Here is a 21981-nt window from a genome sequence, read left to right on the forward strand (position 1 = left end):
CGCAGATGAAAAGAAAGTGAAATTATATTTAGGAAATCCGATTAGGCAGCTAATTGACGTTTGATAATCCTTAATAAATAGTCGATGTCAAAAGGTTTTGCTACAAAATCATTTGGTGCGCCTTGTTGACTTAAGGAACTAGCCAAATCATGGGTTCCGGAAATGAGTACCACCGGGATTGCTTTTGTATCATTATTAGCTTTGAGCTGACGGCAAATCGTGCGCCCATCCATATTAGCTAACATCACATCCATTAAAACCAGGTCAGGGTGAAAGCTGCCTATGGCCTCAAAAACCTTTTCGCCGCTGGCTAAAGTTTGTATTTCATAGCCATCGTCCCGTAACAACAGGGTCAGGATATCTAATATATCCGCATCATCATCCAATATTAAAATCCGCTTACCCATGTTATTAATTTAATTTCTTTCAACGAAAATTATGCCAAAGGTCCGAACAGTGCTATTGGGCTAAAATGTCTGGCTTAAAACTGGCATACTTATCGCGATGTGATTTATACACTGCTATTTATCCGATTCGGAATGCCTCAAATTTTTACTGATCCCACTGAACTGTTATAGCTTATACGGCTAAAGACCAGGCCAGGTGTTGAGGCATTATATGACCAATACGCAGCTGTTTTGAGTTTAGCTATATTTCGCATCGTCAAAGAAAGAAAATTGACCGACAAGCTGCTCGAGAAAACAATTTGTAAAATATGGGACACCGCTGACCAATATAATGAGCATGAAAAGCCGTTGCTTACCTGGATGTTGGCCATCGCAAAAAAATTTGCTAATGAATATCGCGGTGAAATAGCCGAGCCAATGAGTGCCTGACGGGTTAAGCTATTGGTAATTTATCAGGTCCACTTCCCGATTGGTTTCTTAATGAATACTTTCTAAGTGACCCATCTGGTCATTTTCATTATTTTTCGAGCCAGTTTTTAAACTGCCTGAATGTAGCATCCGCTGCCAGGATTACGATTTCGGCTTCGGCATTACTAGTTGCCTGGCGATTCAAGGTCATTTTGAAGGTAGCCCACATAGTTTCCAAATGCTCTCCATAACTGCTGAAAAACAATAAACCCTTATCCTGCAATCTCAATTGTTTGGTTAGCATCTGAGTAATGATCTGCCCGCCGAGCGTAGAACCTTCCATAACATACAACGCGCCGAAGGCTTGTAAATAATTTTCAATCATGGGAATATTATCAACGCCAGCTTTATCGGGTACTTTACCACCGAGGGATATAATATCCTTTGCCAGGCTTTCGGACTTCCGCCGCAGCAAATAGTCAGGTAACTCTGCGCGGCCAATAAAAAAATTGATCCTATCCTCCAGCGCACCGAAGTAACCATAGAATGATTGCAGCAATTGTATATAATCTTCCAGGCCTCGCATGGCACGCATACGTCGGACCAGAACTTTCTCCAGTTCCTGGTGGGCACCAGATGTTCGCCCCTTCAGTTGGTCAGCTAACAATTCATTTTTCATCAGGCGATAAAGATATTAACTTTAAAATGCGATATGGTTTAATTATACTTAACTTCAAAGAATTCTTATCTGCCTTAACTTATTAATTATCAACAATTTCATGAAACGACTCGCCGTCATCCCATAAGGGAACAAACAAAAAGGTAATTATCCGTCTGAGGTTTTCAGCTGTTCGGCAAATGTTAACATTGCCGCTACTTTGTGCCGATCCTTTTTGTATTGAAGAATTCAGCTTTGAATTTTTAATTATTTAAAAAGCACAAATGACAGACATCGACTTAACCAACTGTGACCGGGAACCCATTCATATTCCCGGTAAGATACAGGAACACGGCTTTCTTATCGCCATCAGCAAAGAGCTGAAGATCACCTATTGTAGTGAAAATATAATAACCTATACAGACGTTGCAGCGGTTACCCTGCTGGGTACCCCGGTCTGTTTTCTCGAAACGGTGATTCTGAAAAAAGTTGGCGGCTTTATCGAAAAGCTGATTAATATCGCCCAAGTAAATGAAGGCTTTCGGCCCGTAAACCCTTATCCAGTGATGATTGGCGATCGTGAATTCAACCTCGTGATCTCTGATTCGGACGAACAATATCTTCTGGAATTCGAACCGTTCGCATCCGACCTGGACTTGGACCTGCAACAGGTAATCGGCAGCTCACTTTCTGAAATACTTGCCAACGCCAATTTATCCCGGCTGCTCGATAACACTGCTGCACAAATAAAAAATGTTATCAGATATGATCGGGTAATGGTCTATCAGTTCCACGACGACGGCCATGGCGAGGTGGTAGCCGAAGCTAAAAACGAGGACCTCGCTCCCTGGCTAGGACTGCATTACCCAGCATCAGATATACCACAGCAGGCACGAGAGTTATACAAGCATAACCTGGTCCGGCTGATCGCTGATGTGGCAGGTATACCCTCGGCTATCCTGACCTATACGGAACTGAATGACGTTCCACTTGATTTAACGAACTCCACCTTAAGAGCCGTTTCGCCAATTCATATTCAGTACCTCAAAAATATGGGTGTCGCGTCCAGCTTTAGCGTTTCGCTGATCCACCAGGGTGAATTACGGGGGCTGGTCGCTTGTCATAATTACACGCCTCGATTTATCCATTATAAGCAACGGGAGGCTGCTAAACTCATTGGACAGGTACTTTCTTCCGCCCTTAGCTTTCGCCAGCAGGAAGAAGACCAGCATAAAAATAACCGTTTAAAAAATGCGGTTGACGACCTTACACGGCATTTACTACGTTATAATAACATGGAGGAGGCCTTGTTCAAACACGAAGTGACGCTGCTCGATGCAGTAGACGCTGAAGGAGCAGTCCTGGCTTATGATAACCATTTTTATCATGCGGGAAAAACGCCCGATGACAATTTTCTGACGGGCTTTAGTTCCTGGCTCCAGGATAACATGCAGGAAGCGCTTTACGCAACGGATAGGCTTCCGCAGGAATATCCGCGCGCTTTCCTGATTAAAGATGTAGCCTGCGGCGTGCTGGTTTGTCGACTGTCCAAAGAACTTAAGGAATATTTGATCTGGTTTCGGCCCGAAATTGCGGTTAACGTCACTTGGGCGGGTAATCCGGAGAAGGCAGTGGTTGTCGGCGAAAACGGTTTGTCACAGATCTCACCACGCGAATCATTCGAAACCTGGACACAGCAGGTAAAGCTGACGGCTGCTTCGTGGAAAAGCGAAGATTTCAGATCCGCACTTCAGTTAAAGGAGGAAGTAGCTTTTGCCATCAGTCGGAAGGGTACCGAGATCAGGATATTGAATGACAAGCTTAAAGAGGCGTATGACGAGCTGGATGCTTTCAGCTATACCATATCACATGATCTTAAAAATCCCTTAACTACGATTAAAGGGTATTCGCAATTACTGAAGCGCAACCTCAAATTGGACACCCGTGATGCAAGGATGCTGGACGGCATCCTTGCAGGTGCCAACCGGATGCAGGCCATGATCGAAGAAGTGCTTCATTATTCAAGATCAGGACAAATCAAAGCCAAACTCCGTTTCGTAGATATGACCCGACTGCTTGCTGATCTTAAAGAACAATTAATAATTGCGCATGAACATTTACCTTTAACGATTGCTATCGGGGATACGCCACCTATTTACGGTGATGAAACCATGATCCAACAGGTTTTTTCCAATCTATTAGGCAACGCTGTCAAGTATTCCAGTAAAACCGGTGCTCCAATGGTGACCGTTATTGGCGAACATTTGGAAGATCAGGTGCGTTATCGGGTAAGTGATAATGGCATAGGTGTTAAATTGAAGGACCTGGAAAAAATATTTGATCTTTTTACCCGCTCCGATGAGGTGGACGCATATGAAGGCTCAGGTGTGGGACTGGCAATCGTAAAAAAGATCATGGAGAAACATCAGGGCCATATCTGGGTAGAAAGTGAACCCGGTTTAGGCGCGACTTTTCATATATCCTTCCAAACCGCGCTTAAGGAGATAGCTTAATAATCAATTAGACGTAAAGTGTGATTGACGAGGTGACGTCGGCTATTTTTATAATAATCGTAATTATTATAAAAAAGCATCAAAATCAGCTAAAGTTAACCATTACTTTAAGGGAAAAAGTCTTCCGCGTAAGATACGTTTCAGTCCGTATCGTCAGTTTGAAGCGGCAAATGAAATGCAAAAAAACTTCCTTTTCCGAGCTTACTGCTTATGGTAAAATGGCCACGGTGCCTTTTGATGATTTCCGCGGCGATATACAGGCCAAGTCCCACGCCCTGGAATTTCATGGCTGTTTTACTGACGCGGAAGAACCGGTTAAACAGCTGATCGATATCTTCTTTAGCGATCCCGATTCCGAAATCCTGAACACTCACAGTCACCTCCACCAGATCGGCAGTTGCTTTGACGATGACGAGATCGGCATCCGGTGAAAATTTAATGGCATTGTTGAGTAAATTGATCAGCACTCGTTCTATTCTGAACTGGTCACCGCTATAAATAATACCTATATTATTTTCTAACAGGATAACATGTTTAGGCGATATTTGCTGAACTGTAGCAATACTTTGGGTTAGCGCTTCAGAGAGATCGAATGATGTAATGTTAAGGTCGATGTCCCCGGCATTGATCTTGGTAACATCCAGCAGATCCTCGATTAGCCGTTCCAATCGCTTGATGCTGTTACCGGCACTATTAATAAAAGGATAATTTTTCTCAGACTTGTCCAAGGCTTTTTCCATGACCTGGTTGATCGCTTTAATATTAGTTAAAGGGGTCTTTAACTCGTGACTTACCATGTTGAAGAACTCATCCTTTTTTGCCTCGGCTTCGGCTCGTTTTTCCTTTTCGACTTCCTGAAAGTCTAGTTCGATATTAGCGATGACCAGTTCGGCGGCGCGTTTGCCCTTTTCCTTATTCTGATAGATCAGCTCCTTATTAGCCAGCACCAATTCGTTGGCCCTTTTTTCTTTTTCCTCGTTTTGGAACAGAAGTTCTGTATTGGCGATAACCAATTCATCGGCTCTTTTTTCTTTTTCCTGGTTTTGAAAGACAAGTTCCGTATTAGCAATAATCAATTCAGCGGCACGTTTTTCTTTTTCCAGATTTTGGAATAGCAGTTCTTTATTAGCAATGAGTAGTTCAGTCGCTCTTTTATCCTTCTCCAGGTTTTGGAAGTCCAGCTCAATATTGGCCAGCTTTAATTCGGCGGCCCTTTTTTCTTTTTCCAGGTTCTGAAAATCCAGTTCAATATTAGCGATAGCTAACTCCGCGGCACGTTTCCGTTTTTCATCATTTTGGAAGTCAAGCTCAATATTGGCGAGGATGAGTTCAGCAGCACGGGCGCCTTTTTCCTTATTCTGAAAATCCAGTTCAATGTTGGCGACGATGAGTTCCGCCGCCCTCTGGCTCTTTTCTTCCAATTGAAAAAGTAGTTCCGTATTGGCCAGGCTTAATGCTTTAGCCAGCGCGGCCTTTTCCTGCTGTAGTATCAATAATTGTTCAGAAAGGTTTTTACTGCTCATGGGAGGGGTGCCAAATGTCTTGTGAATCGTGGATTGTATAAACGTATGCAATTTATCGGTAGTGTCGTCCTTTTTCTGATACGATAGGTATAATAAAATGAAGTCATCTTTGTTTAATGGTTTTTGCCACAGATCCTTAACAAAAGGATAAAGCTGTGCCCGGAACCGATCAGCCGGGTCCGTCCAATCAGCGATCATACAGAAATCTATTGTTTTACTAAGGGAAAAGTAAAGCTGCTCGAAGGCTTCCAGGAATTTCCAGCTGCTTTCCTGTTGTATGTTAAGATCACACAGCACAAGGTCGGGAAGGTTTTCAGGTTTTGAACTATTTGATTTTAATAGCGCAATTGCGGATGGCCAATTCAAAAAGCATACGGCATCTTTAAACAAATTATAACGATCGAATAGTTGTTGCGTGAGTTGCTGCTCTTTTGGATCATTACTAATAAAAATCACTTTACACATATCGTTTGGATTTATGAAAGTCTGTAAATTAATTATTTGGTAAATTAATTAATTAATAATAGAACGCCAATATAGTTAATGTATTGTTTATAATACGAAACGTAGTTTACGTTTATAAATAGTAATTATAAAGCTTTAGATCAGAATAGGACTAACCTAAAATGATGGTAATGAAAAAATGATGGTCAGCATAACGATCAATTAGAAGTATTGGGTAATATTAAAAAAGGGTCGCTGTAGATGACAATATTTACTGATAGGCTCACAACCAAAAGGCAAGAAAGAATATGAGCTAGTCGAAAAGAAAAAAGAGGCTTCGGATACATTTGTAACTGAATGGGGGGAAGATGATTGGTATAAATAATGGCCAAGCCTGTATTCTATAAAGTCAATAATTGAAAAGACCCATGAGCTTAACGTTATAGGTAGCGGTAGACCTTGTTTTAAAGAACTATAAATCCAGTTGTTAGGTCAAACAAATTACAGGAATAATCCTTAACCATTAACACTAAAACGAATAAAATATGAAAAGATTTAATCACCCGTTATTGATCTTGTTGCTGGCAGCATCGACAGTAGTTGCACAGACTAAACAGGATGGGTCTAAGGATAGGCGCTACAAAGCGAACCAAACAACAAGCTCAACAAAGAAATCTACGACGACGACACATACGAAAGCCGATGGCTCAGCTGATATGCGTTACAAAACCAACCAGACTACTATAAAAGCGACTACTAATAAATCATCGGGTCACGTCAAAGCCGACGGTACGCTCGATATGCGTTACCGCGGTAACCAGTCATCTACGCGAAAAACAACCACCACTCCAACCCATACTAAAGCTGACGGTACTGCCGACAAGCGTTATAACGATAATCAGAAAGCGTCTGTTACTGAAAAGCCAGTTAGGTCATCAATACCGAGTTATCAATCTACAACAACAACCCGAAGTAATAATACAACGGTAAATAGTTCTGCTGTACATCTAAAGAAAGATGGTACACCGGATATGCGTTATAAAGAAAATAGGCGTTCCGGCTATAATAAAGACGGCTCGATAGACAAGCGTTATCATCGGAACTAAAACAACCTATTTGTAACTATCAATTTATCTATATAGCTTTAATAAAAAAACGATTATGAGAAAACTAATCACCATGCTAGCCATTGTTGCTTTAGCCTTTACGACAACCTTTACCAATGTCCAGGCTAAAGCATTAACTTATGCCGTGTCGCAGCAGCCTATGAAGAAAAACGGCACACCTGACAAACGTTTCAATGCCAATAAACATTTAAAGAAAGATGGCACCATGGATATGCGGTATAAGACCAGCAAGAAAGCCGTATCTAAGACAACCATCAAGAAAAAGAGCTAAAGTAAAACGCCGACCCAAACAGCCGGCGTTTTTATTATATGTGATTGTTATAGATTAATTGCCCGTGTCGCGTTTCGTTTCCAATGCCGTCCGAACCGAAGCCGGAAGATTAGAAAGTAACGTATAACCGGTCGCGTTTTCAATATCCTTTACCGTAGTGATATATTGCGTCCAATCTGTACTGATAGCATTAATGTTAGGTGTGTTCACGGCAATCACCCGGGTTGCAGTAGTAATACGGCTCAGGTCGTTATTTCCATTGGGTATCACCACGATCACTTTCCAGACATTGGATGGAACAACCACACGCCCGTTGTCTATTGTTGTTGCCGTACCGCTCGAACCAGTGCCACCAGATCCATAACTTCCCATGATCACATAGATCTCGTTGCCAGCGCTCACCAGGGAACGTCCGTAACTTTCCAGGTTGGCCCAGGTATGCTCGTTATTGTTCGGTGCCTGCGGGATCATATTGTCCATTAAAAATGTTGCTTGGTTAGCGGTCAGGGTGGAAGTACGGTCCGCGCTCGGACAGTTATGACCACGGTCGAAGCCCGAACCTGAATAGCTGGTCGCGCCAACTTCATACCAGCCTGAAGGCAAGTTCGTATCCGCACGGAAATCATTTGCCCGACTGGCAGAACCCAGCGTGCTGCTGCCCACGTACCAACTTACCCAATTTGGCTCGCCCTTATCACGGTTATAGCTTTCCGTATAATAAGTCTGGTCGTATAGATAATTATTAGGGTTGGAAGTACTGTTGGTCGCGCCGCTGGGATTGCCTAACAGCAGGTTAGTATTGTCTGCGGTCGAGCCACCGGTACCGTTATCATAGCTGTTAACCACGAAATTATCAATGTTGATCCGATTGGTGCCACCGGTCGTTTTGCGCAACTGGAACCGTAAGGAGCCGGTTTGGCTAATCGTGAAGGTAGCGGTGCTTAACGTCGTGCTGGAAGCGGTAACCGTCGCACCGGCCTGGGTATAACTGCTACCGCCATCTGCGGAAACAAACAGTTGAAAATTGGATGCGCCATCAGTTCCGTAAACGCCGTAGCTTAAAGTTACCGTTGAGGCGCCGCCAGCGACATCGAAGTTCATGCCTATCGTACCTGTATTGCGGACCCGGACAGCTTGATTCCCCGTTTTCCGGTCTGAAGTGGTGTTACCGATTAGTGCGTCATTCAGATCCCATGAGCCGCTGTCAAAGGTAACATTCCCGTCAGCATAAGCTGTTTTAGACCCCGATTCAAAGCCTTCGTTAAAAGTCTGCGTGATCGCCAGCGACTGTGAAAAATTACCCGTGCTAATCGCCGGCGCAGTCGTTAAAGCCGGCGCTACGACCGACTTTTGGCAGGAAAGCAGCAGTAATGCCGCCATTACTGGTGTAAATAAATGTTTGAATTTCATAAGAATGTTTTTAGTTATTTAAACGCACAAGCTAACTGGTTGGTTGTTATCCCTTTGTTATCTAATTCTTGTGAAATTGTTACCTGATTTATTTAAAACGCCTCCTTTAAGACAAGCGCGCTTTGCTTGCTGATCTTTCGCTAACGCTATTAGTGGCGCTATAATAAGCTTAGCCGGTTCATCAGCCCAAGTGAACGTCATTAACTGCCGGTCGTAAGCTTGAATTTTAAGTTAATTTAGTTTTTTGGATTGTCTTTCCTGTTCTTATTCAGCCCGATCTTTACCTTGCCGGTTTCATCCGCTTTAGCTAATAAGTGCAACACAATACCTTTGAAACGTTTCTTTTGCAATTCCGCTTTGTCGGTGATGGTACTATCCCCCATAGGGTTACGCAAGGGTACGTCGATAGTGATATTGGTACCCTTAGTCATGCCATAAGTTCTTCAGCGCGCTATTAGCCGCTTAATCGCCTGGGCCTGATTAAACCGTATGAAATTTCTTACCTGTCATCCAGCGTTTCATGCCCTCATAAAAAGTGTCCAGCAACGGATAGTAGCTGGATTTGAAGATGTCTTCACTTTCAATATCCAATTCTTCCCAGTCGCTGATAAACTGATCTAAAACCGTAAATAGCAGCGGGTCGAGGTTATCTAACGCGTCAAAGCACGGTTCGTAATCAAAATTTTCGTTAAAGTCGGCGCACATGGCCACGAATTTGCCAATGAACAGGTTGACCGCCTCGCTGTTATAGCTGCCGTTTTGTTTGTAGTAGCGTTTGAGGTCAGCTAGGTCTGAAGGTGTGCATTTGTGCTGTTGATAATCCAAAATGAATTTCTCCGGCCGGAAACCCATCTGGTCGTATTTTTCGAACATTTTGATATGGTCGAGACAATTGCCTACATGCTCGATCAAGCGGTCATTAAGTAAATTTTTTAAAATTGCACTGCTACTGATGGTATTAATAAAAGCCGCCCCAATGAACACCTTTTTGTAACGCAGATAAACATGCAGCAGTTCATGCGTAAAGGAATCTGCGCATAGGTCATTTTCCGGCACATAAAACGTAGCTTGGTCGTTGATAGAGTAGACCCGGTATTCCTTGTTGGCGGACGGTTCGAAATCTATTTGAAAATGGTTGCTCAGGGTGTCCCAAAGGACTTTATTGCGCTCATCGACGAGTTGATTTAAATCAATCATTTTTAGTGCTTATGGTAAATATCAGGTCATAACCCTCCGTAATGTTACCCTAGGTCGATTTTTCGAGTGTTATAAAATAAATGCCTTGCCTGAATCGAAGGTTTTTTTTATTGACGATGGCGTTCATTAGCTTCAAAGGCGTCTCAGTACCCGTCGCTATCTGGTAAAGGGAAGCTACTCGGTCTTTAAATATGGTGCATAATTCCTGTAGATTTTTTGGCTCATAGGCGGCCAGGCGTAATTCTAATTGATCTGCTGCAAGCTGGGTGCCGATAACACTGTATTTGATCCCATTGCCCGACCAATCTTTGTCCAATTTTAATTCGCCTGATCTTGCCGACCATTTTTCCTCATAGACCGGGTCATAAAACGCTGGTTTTAATTTTTCGTCCGGCAGCCACTCTTTTGCGATATAAGGTGACCAGCCTTGTTGCTGCAATACGACGGGCGGTACTTTTTCCAGTTGCTGTTGCGCTTTAAAGGCATGGATAGTGGCCAGGATTTCTTCCCGCGTTTGCGGATGTAATAAATTCCAGCGGTTTACCCAGCGCTTGAGTCCGTGCAAATCGGTGTTAAATTTCCATAGCGCCTGGCGTTTAGCAAACAGCAGCAATTTTTTATCCCGAAGTTTAAAACTCAGCAAAATAAATTGCTCTTCGTAAACCATACGGAGGGATAATATATACAGAAATGGAATAAAGACCAAAGTCAAATTTGGGACCAACAGGATTTGACGAAGGACAGCTTTCGAGAGCAAGTCGCCAAAATGTTGAATAACCGAATTAACTAAGTGATAAATAACAGCTGCGCCGGTAATCATCCAAATACTATTGATCAGTTTGTTAACCGCCGCATATTTGGTATCATTGCCAGCAATAGCCTGCATACCCGCCAATAAAACGGCTAAGGGCACGATCAACAGTTCGATCCACCATTCAAATGTGTACTGACCGATCAAAAATTCCATCAGGATGCCCAACTTCAGGTTATCCTTTAACATTTCCAGAAAGAAATGTTTATCCTCGCTGATCTTATTTGCCTTGAACATACTGACCGTCGCCGAGAACAAGACATAAAACACCGTATCCTTCAAAAGATCAGGAGTCCAAAGCCCGATCCTGTAGAACAGATAAATAAACGCCGAAATATAAACCGCCATCGCCAGCAACCAACTCATCAAATTCCAAACGAATAACGACTTTAAAACACCACCCAAACCATCACGCAAATTTTTGCTGCAAAGCATCAAGACCAACCCAATAATCAGCCACATACCTAAAGCGATCTCTCTTGTATTAAAGACTTCAACTAACATGGATCATGTTGGAATGCGGTTATCAAAACGGTTCAATAGCAACCCCTTTTCCTTGGTAAATATCCCGAAATCAATTTGGTGCGGTATCCAGGTCAAATCACTATATATGGGACGCACAAAATAGAACACGCCCTCATTACGCTGTAAGTAGCGCTCCATCGACCTGAACAATTTACCCTGCGGAGAAAGCCCACGGTTAAGTTCTTTCAACTGTGGGTACAAATTCTGGTCGATCTGCCCGTCATTACAATGCGCAATAAAATGCCCCTTATCATACCCCACATACTCCGGCTGGTTCCTGAATGCCCCTAAAAATTGCCGCATCCTCTTACTGTCCCGCTCCGCAGTCCCTGCCACAGATCGGCCGTAAACAAAAACCACTCTCGCCGCCCGCGCATAAATATCATCACTCTCATAATCCTGCGTACAATCAAAAAAGATGGTATACAAACGCTTCACCGTATCATTAAAATGCCGCACCTCCGCATCCGCAAATTCCTGCTCATAAGCCGCCGTTAACTCATAACGCAACTCCTTCTCCAAAAAAGCCACACAACTCTCATAGTCCCCATCCGGAACCTCCCCGAATAATTTATAGTAAGCGATCATGCCCTTAAGTTAATTATTTTTACATAAATGACTATCTTTAAACCTCTTAAAGAAGCAAATTATTATGAGCGATCGTGATATCATCAGGGGCAAGCTGGTCACCAGGAAAGGCGAATTTATCTATGAATATTTCCGTTTTTATAATAAGACGCATCATTTCGATACCTATGCGTTTATGATCTGGGATGAAAAGGATGCTTCGGAAAAGGATAAGGCCGATTTTAGTTTGCTCATCATGGACGACGGCATCCGTTTAAAAGTGATCGACCTGATAATGAAGGACTACGAGGGCAACGGCATTGCGCCCGCGATCATCATGAAAGCCAGAGAGATCTTTGGCAAACCTATCGTATCTTCCTCGAACCAAAAGAGCTCGAAAAGCTTCAATAGTGAAACCAACTGGCCCGAGGCCATCGAACGGGTCTGGAAACCGCTGGCTGAACGAGGCTGCGCGGTGTATGACCAGCTGAGTGATCATTATATCATCAACTAATGGCCAAATCATTTAAGTCATCATTGATAACTACGCTTGAGGCGCAGTTAAGCCAGCAGATACCCCTGAATATGACCTGGGACTGTACCTATTGCGGGGGACAGCATAGCGGGAATTTGTTTAAAAAAGTACGCGCTGTCTTAGCAGCTGAACAGGACATTCATTTACTGGATAGTGCCGGACTGCTTTTCGCTGCGATCCATATATCCAACAACAAAAAGCCAAAAACGGAGCTGGCGGAAAGTTACCACAGGCAAGGCGTTATTTCTATACAGGTCGCCCCGGGAGAGGATATCGAACGGCCGCGCTTTGTCAATACTTGCCTAAATCCTAAATGCAAAAAATGCGCTGGTTTTATGCAGGACAAATCAATGCTGATCATCGACTCTAAATGCTGGAAATGCAGCAGCACTATGAAAGTTGCCATGCTGGATGGACATGGGTACCATCCGGGTCCTGAAGTATTTACACCCGAAGAATTGACCTTCGCCCGGGAGCATGGTGTATTAATCAAAAGTAATTATAGTTCCGTTCGAAGAGAATCCTATCTATCCAATACCTGCCCGGCATGTGGCAAACTGACAGGCGACCATTACCTGTTTACCGAACATTACACCTCGGCGATGTATGGCGATTATGCTTATACCAGCCATCCAATGGGTTATTATTGTGAACATTGTACAAATGAGTAGTAGCAAACAAAAAGCGAAAGATAAATTCCCTGATGAGCTTATGCGCGAATGGGAAAACTCAGGCGGAGTTAACTTCGCGGTTGCGCTGGCCAGGGCGACCGGCTGGCTGCTGCATGTGGATTGGTGGACCCCAAGTCAGGGTGCGCCCTTAGAACAAATGAAAGCCTTACGGGTCTACATAGGTACCGATGGTGACGCGATCTACGACCATAATGGTAAAAAGAGGATACAGGCATATAACCAGTATGTCATCCAGCCGATCCTCCATAAACTAAAAATCAGCGGCGGCGGTGTCGCCACGCGTTATTACAGCGAAGAAAAATTCTGGCAGCTTCCATTGCGTATCAAGCCTTCCGAAACTGGTATCGCCAGGGCCGAAAAAGCATTAAGTAAATACCCGGCGTTCTTGGCAAAAATGCCGGTCCGCATTAACCCCAGGTGCCCGCTCACCTCGCTGCTGAATTTACCTTTGGCAAGTGCGCCGTCTTTGCTGCGGTAAAACAGGAACTCTCCGGCCTGCCTGCCACAGCGATCTCCGTCAATCGCTATTTAAAGGCATTCTCGCTCAGTAAACTGGGTTTTTGCCATAGTGTCCTTGTACATCCGGATGGCGATTGGGAAGATGCCTGGGGTAAACAAGCCCCCTGCTATATATTGGCGCGACACGGAATCGAAGCTTATACGCTTAGCGAACAGGTCCAACTGGATGTAGCTGCCCGCCTCCGACAAAATTCACCGGACGAATATGCGCTGTATGACCAGCTTGCCAGAACTTTATTGAATTATGCATAAGGCAGAAAAGGATATGCGGGATTTCTATCGTTCCCACAGCCCGGATGAGTTAGAGGCAGAGATCGCCAGGGACGAACGCAGCCTGAAACGGCATTTTTATTCCATCCGGCAAAAACAGCTGCAGGAGCAGATCGAGTCCCGGATTAATATATTAAAAGCGATGTTACACGAGAAACTCACTGCAGGAACCAATTCCTGATCTTGTTGATCTCCGCCAAATCTTCAAAAACATTCACTCCAGCATCGTAGGTACTTGTATCGAAAATGACCGAATTATTAGCATCACACTGCCCATCTATTAGCGCGCCAAAATCTTCCATGGTCGTATTCGGGTGATGTAAAAACCCGCCGATGATTGTTTCTGAATATCCGGTTTTTAGTCGGAATACGTTTAGAATGGATTTTATGTCTTCATTCAAGACATAATAGGTGCCAATATTAGCTGCTGTGAACGGGTTTTTAACAAATGGATTCCAGGGATAGATCACTTGACCGGGGTGACGCAATTGGTTCCTGATATCCTGGTACCGCGGGTTAAGCAGAAAGATATAGCCGAATTTGGCAAAAGTGATGATATAATTCGTTTTCACTAATGCGTAATTGATCCGTTCTTGAATAAACCTTTTTACCGGTGGTTCAAAATTAAGGGCAGGCCCGATCGTTTTATTTTTTAAACCATAGATGAATTTTTCCAGCAAGCCTGGATCATTGTGTTTTATCCGGTGATAGGCCGTCAAATTACCATCGCCCAGCGCTGTCAATTCTGTAGTGATCTTTTGCCCCTCAAATACTGTCGTTACCGTTCTTTTACTGCCCTTGTAAAAAAAACTGTCGTCTACAGCCTTGATTGCTTCAATTAAATGCCAGTCGATTTCCTGTCCACAGCGGTTGTTGCATTCCCTGCAAGTAAGCGCGATCTTGGTCCCGCCCAATGCATCGGGAGGAGCATCCTCAGCGGTCAGGAAATTTTGATGTTTGCTTTCGTCTAAGTGGTCTTCCGAAAACTCCCGTAAGCATATCGGGCATAAATAAGGAGCTGCATACTTAAAATCAATGTCAATAAGGCCATTTGCTTTCAATAGCAACAATTGCCCGGAAAATTTCCTGAACAATCTCCTGCGTCTTTCTAGGCTTTTACCCATTGGCTAAAATTAAGATTTTGTTTTAATATCTTAGTGGTTCAGAACTTAACATGTCCATCGAACGTACCGGCCCCAGGGCTTATGAATATCAATATCTGGCAACCGCCTGCGCCGCAGTCAGCGCAATCGCCGCGTTCGATAAAGTGCTGGAGATATTCCCTGAAAAGCCCGGTGGCGAGGATGCGGAGATATCGGTCTCGGACGGTTTTAATACTTTAAAATTCGAAATTCAAGTTAAAAGTCATGCGGGTAGTTTTGACCTAGCATCATTCGCCGATGTTTTATGCCATTTTCCTGCACGTAAAGCGACAGCTAACCTTTTACAAAGACTGCTCGATCAGCCACAAACCCGGCTGATTATCATTACCTCCGGCCGTTGTAACGTAACGACCCAGTCTTATGTCAACAAAATCGGGGATTTTAACAAAGTGGCTGGTTACCTATTACCACCCTTGCTTCCAGCAATCGCGGCGTTCAACGCGGCAGAAACCACGAAACTTAAAAAACAACGTGCCCGGTATTGCCAGGACCAATCGGCCAGGTTGAACAATACTCCTGGTGCGGCAATGTTTTTAGCAAAGGTAGCGATTTGGGAAAATTTGGATAAAAATTCCCTGATCGCCACTTGTCAGGATTTATTGTATCGCAGTCTGGGTATTCCCGTACTGCAAACCGGTACGGTACTGGAGTTGCTCCTTAAATTGATCAAAGATGGACGTGACAGTCAAAGCGAGATCGGCCCGCAAGTTAAGCTACTACTGGAGCGCTACCAGGCCGCACACCCGGCTTTTAATTATCCCTATATCAACCGGAATAATGACCCGCAGTTAATTGCTCAACTGGAGAAAGAGCGCGCAATCTTCCTGTCCGGGCGTTCCTGGTGCGGTAAGTCTACTGCTGCTAAAGCGCTGGCCAAGCATTTTACTACTAAACTTTATGACTACCGGATCACTTCCAACGTGGAAACCGCGGAACGTTTCCTGATTGACACGAACGTTGTTGACCGTTTGTGTATACTTGATGACCCATTCGGGCATTTTTACGCCCCGCTTGTCAGCGAAGAAACTTTCCTCAAAGTGCAGCAACTGGTCAATAACCTGCCAAGCGGTAAAAAGCTGATCGTTACTGCAAATAATGATATCCTTAACCGGCTACAACTGCACAACTCATTTTCCTGGATAGATTTAACGAATACGGACAGGGATTTTATGCGCCAATTGCTCGACATATACGTACAAGCCAGGCCACTATCCGGCGATGCTGTCCAATGTATACATACCTATTTAGCTCAGGCTCCAGACCAGCGTTTACCGCAGCCTGGTCAGCTGGACTATTTGGTTAACAACTGGTCAAATGAATATCTTACAGCGGGCACCGATTTATACCAAATAGCCGCCATAGATGCTGAACGTATTGTCGCGGCGGTCCGGCAGCGCGGTCCGGCAGCCATCGCGATGTACAGGCTGCTTGGATTATGCAGTGACGTGAACACTGCGGTAAATCTCCGGGAACTGGAATATATCTTGTCTGATCTGGAAAGTTATCCGGGAATTTTTAAACGGGAGATCAAAACCATCTCTTTTGCCGATCTGCTACAGGACGAAGTAAATGGTTTTCCGGTCTATCCAACGCTGCTTCGCCTGTCAGCTCATTGGCTGGATGAATTAGATTTCCTCGTCAAATGCGGCTTCATCCGGTACGAAGCTAATGCGTATCAGTTCCGGCACCCGCTTTATTATGAAGCCGCCCGCCTGCTGCAACGGGAAATCCCAATGGGTCAAATGGATGAAGTGGTCAGACGGATTAAAAAAGCTGTCGCCACCTTATGCGCCCAGACTTCATTGCTTGCTGCACGCCAACTGGATTACCTGTTTAGCCATAACCTCACGGAATTTTTTCGGCAGGGCTGTATCGATCTGGCGATATTTGCAGCGGAATCTATCTTTCCGGCAGTGCAGGATATCACCTTGATTTTTTTGTCATCCATCACTCAATTACTTACCGAAGAACAGGCGGATGAAGTTCAGCGTGACCTGTTAAATTACAACTACAGTAACTCATCTCTTAGCTGGCAGCATGGCGGACCTTTTCGTCCGAAGGACCATACCTTCCAGCAATCACCTGACGTACTTTTTAAAATGTTGAGCGAAGAAGAGTTTGCGGCTTCGAAATTAAAATTTTTAGATAGGAACCAGGAATTGCCCACAGCCGAAGAAGGGTGGTGGTTTGCCCAGTATATCCGCAAAAACAGTAAGCAAAAGCCGGTGATCGTGCCGGAATTTGTGCTCAACCGCTTATTCAACTACGACGAAGCATTTATACGCGCTATTGCAGCCTTCCAGGTCTTTTATCAATTCGACGACCCGCCGGCAGCATTGGTAGAACGAGCCATGGGCGACCCGCACCCTTTCGTTATTTACCAGGGGATAAAAGGTTTTGTGCGCGGCTGGCCTTTTTACCAGCAAGGTGCCAAAGACCAGCTATTTCCCCTTGCCCTGGGTAAACTCGCCGATCCGCAAATCTTGGTGGCTGCAACTCATTTTTTAACCCAGTTCGGGATCGGCTACGCCAGCTATTCGTTTGACTGGAAATATGATGTCCCTAAAGAACATCACCCAGCCATGTGGCAGCTTTGGCCTAAACTCATGCAGGTATTTTTCGAAAATGCCCCGGCTAATCTGCGCTTTAATGCCCACCGGTTTTTATCGACCATGGATACGGCTATCGGGTACTTAAGAACACCGGATCTGGCGAGCTTCCTGCTGAGTTGGATCAAATGGATGCGCCGGTCAAAAGTATATATGACCTATGACACCACGCTTTTTGCAGTCATCAATTATTACTTCAATGTTTTTCAGCAATTAGATGAGGCGCAACGGGTAGGCTTTGCAGATGAGTTATTAGCAAGCGGTTCTAAGCCCTTCGTCGGCCAAAGCATGCGTTATTATTTGGCATATTGGGATGAATTGTTACCCGTCGAGCAAACTAAAATAGTTGACTTGTTGAAAGTCAACGACAGTGATAATTTATATAAAGCCATCGCTCTCACCGGCAGCGCCCGACCAGCCGTAGTTAATGGATTAATAATTGGTCAGACGGACTGGGAAAAATTATCAGCCGCCGAAATCGTGGCGCTTTTCCCGGCGGAGTTATTGCTGCAATGTATATCTATCAATTATTTATCCTACCGCTATATGGATATCTCAAACCGCGACAGGAAAACCTGGAATCCTGTCTTGGGCTATTTTATAGACAAACCTGAAAATTTACTATGCAAGCTTGCGGTAAAAGTGCTTTTAGAAGACCTCGCACACGGATTTTACGAATTGCAAGGAATTTGGGGAGACCCGAAGACCCTGGTGGATAACCTGCTCGGGCATTTGGAAATGAAGGACTACATATTTTATTTACTGTTGGAAGATCTGACGGAAACAACCTGTTCTAACACCATCAAACGCTGGGAGCTGTTATTGGAACGGTCGGATGAAGACAGTAAGGCACGTATTCGAAAAGAGATCGTTAACGTGATAGAACGGATTGAAATGCATGATAATTTCGAGGAGGTCGTTTATCAATTGTTCGGGGATAATATTTTCCAGGAAATGCCCCTTGATGGCAGTATCAGATTAATGGTCAATGCTTATCTGGACTATGGTCACGATGACCCAGAGATGCTGGGCAGTTTGGAAAAAACCTTCCTCCAAATACTGGACAAGAAACTACGCCTAAGTAGTACTTACGATCTCATGATGCGTTTCCTAACAGATAAATCGCCTGAAAACCGGGAACTCTATAAACAAATTGAAACAGCCAGGCATGAATATTTTAATAAAATAAAAATTGAGCCAATCGCCACGATCAGGGAAAAGGTCGAAGGGCCATTTACCGGTATTTATATCGAGTAGTCAAAAATTTCCGGATATAGTTCCTTGACCGCTTCATCGATTACATAAAGCTGCTCCGGTTTTTCATTTTCCAGTTCCGTGACTTTCCGCTGAAAAGTGCCTTTTTTATCAGCTGCCATGATGATTTCCCACAGGCCGTAATGTTTTAAAGCCGGCTCAATGTAGGACCAGAACTTCCTGTTTCCGCCGCCAGTGGCATAGACCCCGAAACTGATCCAGTTCTTGTAATTTGGGCCGATGATGCGTTGTAGCCGGGCACTTTCAATAATATTAAAAACCGCGGAGTTTTTTAGTACATCAGCTACAAGGCTTTTATCTCTCAGTCGCTCAAAAAGGCCGTATAAGAAAGTTTCCGCTTCGGTTAAAAAAGACTTGTCGGAATCGGCTATCTGATAGCCACGCATGAAAATATATTTGCCCAAGCGCAACTTATAGTCCAGCGCAGGATTAAGATAAATTTCCTGAAGAACGGTTTTACCGTCCTCACCTTGTGCGTTAATATCCCGCTGGTCCCTTAACAAGAAGGCGATCATGCTTTCCTGTATAGAAACGGCGGTAGCCACATAGTGAAGCAACAATGGCTTTCCCTGGTAGCGCCGCGTTGCCAAACCCAGTTTCTCATTGAACTTTTCCAGTGCTGAATAGTTCAGCCCATCCAGTTCCAGATCAAACTTGTAAAAATTATAGCTTTTTTTTTTATAAAAAACCAGTTTATTAAAAACGGCTGTGGCTTTTTTTTCGGCCAGTGTCTGTGCTTTCTCCAGCCTTTCCTTCAACTCTTGCTCACGATCCTGTTCTAAGAGTGCGTTAAGTTTTCGTTGTGCTGCCAGCAGCGCATATTCGTAATGCAGGTAATAAACCTGGCAATTGCCTTGATCGAACTTCAATTCTGTTAATGATACCGATTTTTTTTGCCAGGGGCTGATTACCGTACGTTCCTCTGTTACAAAGGGCGACTTATAGGTACACAACAGCCTGAAATCCGTGTCCGCTTTTTCATCCAGCCGAAAAAAGTTCTGGGATTTAGATAGGTATTTAATATCCCGTTCCATTTGCGATTGCCCATGCACATCAAAATTGTCCAGTATCCAGATGAGGTACATGCCCTTATCCAGATAGAATTTATGCCGCCCCAAAATATACCGCTGGGATAACTGGCTTAACTGGATCTCGAAGACCATTTCCTTACCAGCATATTTACAATACACATCTGGTCGTCTTTTTTCGGTAGGCCCAAAGAAAAAACGGGTATCAGCAATAACGGATTTCGCTACAACATTCGGCGTTAGCTTGAGTAGTTCCGCCATCCGGTTCTTTAAATACTTATGTCTGTCGCTTTCCTTACTCCTCAAAACGTCCGTATAGAGTTGCGATTCCAGAGGGGATAACTTGCCGTCTTTTAGGTCACAATAGCCGGCGTTTGGAAAGTGCTTGAAGTGCAGACGGTCATTCTTGCTGTCTGAGACGATCAGGCCCTGATCACACTCGGGACAATATAGATCCAGTTCACCGGAATTGTATTGCCTCCTGACCTCATAGCCAGCTTTAGCGATCTTAAAAATTTCATTGGCATCAAGTTGCACGTTAGCTTTACGGTCAAAAGCCAATTCTATGGAACGTTGGTATGCCATAGGTTAAAACATCCGGCTCAAGATCTGACTTAATGTTTGCGGTTCCCTGGCATTTCCAAACAGGCTATAGGCATTATAACCCTGGCGGTTTTTATACTTAATCATATCCAAGTCACGCATCCTGTATTCCAAAATAGTACGGCTAACGCCAAATTTATAGGCCAGCAGAGTAATCGCAACTTTGAAATCCCTGATATTTTGTTCCTGGTGATCCAAATAAAGCGTCCCCTTATTCCGGATACCCTCTTCCATTTGCCAGGTGATCAATTGGGCCAACAATGATCGTTGAGGCATGATAAGCGCTGCACCAAACTGATTAGCCTGCCATTCTACCCAATGTTTTTCTTTTTCCAGCACATGTTTGCGTGTTTCCTTATTGTAAGCGGAGTCGGCTTGTGCCTCATATAATTGCTGGGACATTTCTAAATGCTCATGAAGAAAAAAATGTCCAATCTCATGCGCGCAGACGAAAGCAAACTGTCCCGTATCAGTTAAAGCAGGATTAATATAGATACTTTTATTTTCGCGGTCATAAAAGCCGTTCAAATGCGCCTTCCCTTCCGGCATCGGGCCATCTGTAAAAAAATTCAAGCCGTATTTTTCCGCCAGATAAAGTATAAATTGATCCATTGGCAAAGGTCTGCCACGATACAAAATAGAGCCATCGAACTCGCTAATAATCTTTTTAGTCATGTCCTCGATCAGGTTCTTTGACAAATGCTCCAGGCCCGAAATCTCCTGACCCGGCTGCTCCCAATAAATCTTCGAATTTAGCTGACTTGTCAAATGATGTCCGATCAGTTTGTCCCAATCTTCGCTGTCCATTTCATTCTGTTGCAAAAGGTTACGGATTTCAGCAAGCTTATTTGCCTGTTCGCTCCAGGAGACTACCGGTGCAAAATCAACAAGCGGATGTTTTCTCCTCGATTTATTATGGAGAACGATGTTCGCTTTGCTATCCTTATCCACTTGGATAAACATAAAACGGCGATTTTTAAGAATATTGAGCGCTGATTTTTGCATGCGGCCTGTCGTCACAAAAACACCTTTTACATATTCACCCGCGACCTGCCCGATCTTCGCCACAAATTCCTCAACATCATTGACCGGTACATCACCACTATAATCTTTACATTCGATCAAATAAAGCAAATGACAACGTTCTGCACCTTTTGGCCAAACCTCAATACTCAGATCGAAAATGATATCACCTTCCCGGTCTTTTGAAAAATAAGGCGGCTTCCTGAACACTCTGCATGTTTCAGGCAATAAACCAAAATTACCTTCCGCAATAGAAGTTTGTATAATATCGTAAGCTCTCTCTTCAAACAGGTCTCCCTTAAGCGTAGTATTCATTTATAATTATTTATTTCCGTAAAAATACTGGTATCTCCATAACTTAAAAAATATTTAACCTGCTAATTTTTAACATCATACCATGGAA

Annotated in this window: 20 protein-coding genes; 9 read left to right on the plus strand and 11 right to left on the minus strand. The window is 43.9% G+C overall.

Going from position 1 to position 21981, the window contains the following annotated elements:
• Window positions 1–41: 41 nt before the first annotated feature.
• A complete protein-coding gene (locus ABIB50_RS00145) occupies window positions 42–407 on the minus strand; it encodes a response regulator (RefSeq protein WP_429376201.1) in 366 nt (121 codons plus the stop codon).
• 231 nt (window positions 408–638) lie between these two features.
• On the opposite strand from ABIB50_RS00145, the gene ABIB50_RS00150 reads away from it, so the two are divergent.
• Window positions 639–836 carry a hypothetical protein gene (locus ABIB50_RS00150; RefSeq protein ID WP_429376203.1) on the plus strand — a complete coding sequence of 66 codons (198 nt, stop codon included), beginning with the start codon at window positions 639–641 and terminating at the stop codon, window positions 834–836.
• 88 nt (window positions 837–924) lie between these two features.
• Here the strand turns inward: ABIB50_RS00150 and ABIB50_RS00155 are convergent, their stop codons facing one another.
• Window positions 925–1494, minus strand: a complete 570-nt coding sequence (locus ABIB50_RS00155) for a biliverdin-producing heme oxygenase (RefSeq protein ID WP_429376205.1) — start codon at window positions 1492–1494, stop codon at window positions 925–927.
• A 263-nt stretch (window positions 1495–1757) separates the two neighbouring features.
• On the opposite strand from ABIB50_RS00155, the gene ABIB50_RS00160 reads away from it, so the two are divergent.
• Window positions 1758–3986 (plus strand): ATP-binding protein, encoded by a 2229-nt coding sequence (locus ABIB50_RS00160; protein WP_429376207.1) that lies wholly within the window; start codon window positions 1758–1760, stop codon window positions 3984–3986.
• Window positions 3987–4126: 140 nt separating this feature from the next.
• Here the strand turns inward: ABIB50_RS00160 and ABIB50_RS00165 are convergent, their stop codons facing one another.
• Window positions 4127–5974 (minus strand): ATP-binding protein, encoded by a 1848-nt coding sequence (locus ABIB50_RS00165; RefSeq protein WP_429376208.1) that lies wholly within the window; start codon window positions 5972–5974, stop codon window positions 4127–4129.
• A 524-nt stretch (window positions 5975–6498) separates the two neighbouring features.
• Between ABIB50_RS00165 and ABIB50_RS00170 the strand changes: the two genes are divergently transcribed.
• Window positions 6499–7059: a hypothetical protein gene (locus tag ABIB50_RS00170; RefSeq protein WP_429376210.1), complete on the plus strand. Its 561-nt coding sequence runs from the start codon at window positions 6499–6501 to the stop codon at window positions 7057–7059.
• A 55-nt stretch (window positions 7060–7114) separates the two neighbouring features.
• On the plus strand, window positions 7115–7351 hold the full coding sequence (locus tag ABIB50_RS00175; RefSeq protein ID WP_429376211.1) for a hypothetical protein: 237 nt from the start codon (window positions 7115–7117) through the stop codon (window positions 7349–7351).
• Between the two features lie 54 nt (window positions 7352–7405).
• Here the strand turns inward: ABIB50_RS00175 and ABIB50_RS00180 are convergent, their stop codons facing one another.
• The 5 genes from ABIB50_RS00180 to ABIB50_RS00200 form a co-directional block, all read right to left on the minus strand.
• Window positions 7406–8761 carry a DNA/RNA non-specific endonuclease gene (locus ABIB50_RS00180; RefSeq protein WP_429376213.1) on the minus strand — a complete coding sequence of 452 codons (1356 nt, stop codon included), beginning with the start codon at window positions 8759–8761 and terminating at the stop codon, window positions 7406–7408.
• Window positions 8762–8997: 236 nt separating this feature from the next.
• The gene (locus ABIB50_RS00185; protein WP_429376214.1) at window positions 8998–9192 is read right to left on the minus strand and encodes a hypothetical protein; all 195 of its coding nucleotides are present in this window, start codon (window positions 9190–9192) and stop codon (window positions 8998–9000) included.
• A gap of 49 nt (window positions 9193–9241) precedes the next feature.
• Window positions 9242–9958 carry a hypothetical protein gene (locus ABIB50_RS00190; RefSeq protein ID WP_429376216.1) on the minus strand — a complete coding sequence of 239 codons (717 nt, stop codon included), beginning with the start codon at window positions 9956–9958 and terminating at the stop codon, window positions 9242–9244.
• Between the two features lie 49 nt (window positions 9959–10007).
• Window positions 10008–11273, minus strand: a complete 1266-nt coding sequence (locus tag ABIB50_RS00195; RefSeq protein ID WP_429376218.1) for a hypothetical protein — start codon at window positions 11271–11273, stop codon at window positions 10008–10010.
• 3 nt (window positions 11274–11276) lie between these two features.
• A complete protein-coding gene (locus ABIB50_RS00200) occupies window positions 11277–11882 on the minus strand; it encodes a DNA/RNA non-specific endonuclease (RefSeq protein WP_429376220.1) in 606 nt (201 codons plus the stop codon).
• Window positions 11883–11946: 64 nt separating this feature from the next.
• Between ABIB50_RS00200 and ABIB50_RS00205 the strand changes: the two genes are divergently transcribed.
• From ABIB50_RS00205 to ABIB50_RS00220, 4 genes are all read left to right on the plus strand, one after another.
• Window positions 11947–12375: a hypothetical protein gene (locus ABIB50_RS00205; RefSeq protein ID WP_429376222.1), complete on the plus strand. Its 429-nt coding sequence runs from the start codon at window positions 11947–11949 to the stop codon at window positions 12373–12375.
• A complete protein-coding gene (locus tag ABIB50_RS00210; RefSeq protein WP_429376224.1) occupies window positions 12375–13067 on the plus strand; it encodes a hypothetical protein in 693 nt (230 codons plus the stop codon). Before ABIB50_RS00205 ends, ABIB50_RS00210 begins: the two co-directional genes overlap by 1 nt.
• Window positions 13060–13566: a hypothetical protein gene (locus ABIB50_RS00215; RefSeq protein ID WP_429376226.1), complete on the plus strand. Its 507-nt coding sequence runs from the start codon at window positions 13060–13062 to the stop codon at window positions 13564–13566. The genes ABIB50_RS00210 and ABIB50_RS00215 overlap by 8 nt, the downstream gene beginning before the upstream one ends.
• Window positions 13567–13851: 285 nt before the next feature.
• On the plus strand, window positions 13852–14058 hold the full coding sequence (locus tag ABIB50_RS00220; protein ID WP_429376227.1) for a hypothetical protein: 207 nt from the start codon (window positions 13852–13854) through the stop codon (window positions 14056–14058).
• Here ABIB50_RS00220 and ABIB50_RS00225 read toward each other — a convergent pair.
• A complete protein-coding gene (locus tag ABIB50_RS00225; RefSeq protein WP_429376229.1) occupies window positions 14036–15001 on the minus strand; it encodes a hypothetical protein in 966 nt (321 codons plus the stop codon). The two genes, ABIB50_RS00220 and ABIB50_RS00225, sit on opposite strands and share 23 nt — an antisense overlap.
• 50 nt (window positions 15002–15051) lie before the next feature.
• Here ABIB50_RS00225 and ABIB50_RS00230 point away from each other — a divergent pair, with 50 nt between their 5' ends.
• Window positions 15052–18906: a hypothetical protein gene (locus tag ABIB50_RS00230; protein WP_429376231.1), complete on the plus strand. Its 3855-nt coding sequence runs from the start codon at window positions 15052–15054 to the stop codon at window positions 18904–18906.
• Here the strand turns inward: ABIB50_RS00230 and ABIB50_RS00235 are convergent.
• Window positions 18894–20537, minus strand: a complete 1644-nt coding sequence (locus tag ABIB50_RS00235; protein WP_429376233.1) for a DUF6035 family protein — start codon at window positions 20535–20537, stop codon at window positions 18894–18896. The two genes, ABIB50_RS00230 and ABIB50_RS00235, sit on opposite strands and share 13 nt — an antisense overlap.
• Before the next feature lie 3 nt (window positions 20538–20540).
• Window positions 20541–21893: an ImmA/IrrE family metallo-endopeptidase gene (locus ABIB50_RS00240; protein WP_429376235.1), complete on the minus strand. Its 1353-nt coding sequence runs from the start codon at window positions 21891–21893 to the stop codon at window positions 20541–20543.
• Window positions 21894–21981: the final 88 nt, after the last annotated feature.

It is taken from the genome of Mucilaginibacter sp. UYCu711 (assembly GCF_050433825.1).
Lineage (GTDB): Bacteria > Bacteroidota > Bacteroidia > Sphingobacteriales > Sphingobacteriaceae > Mucilaginibacter.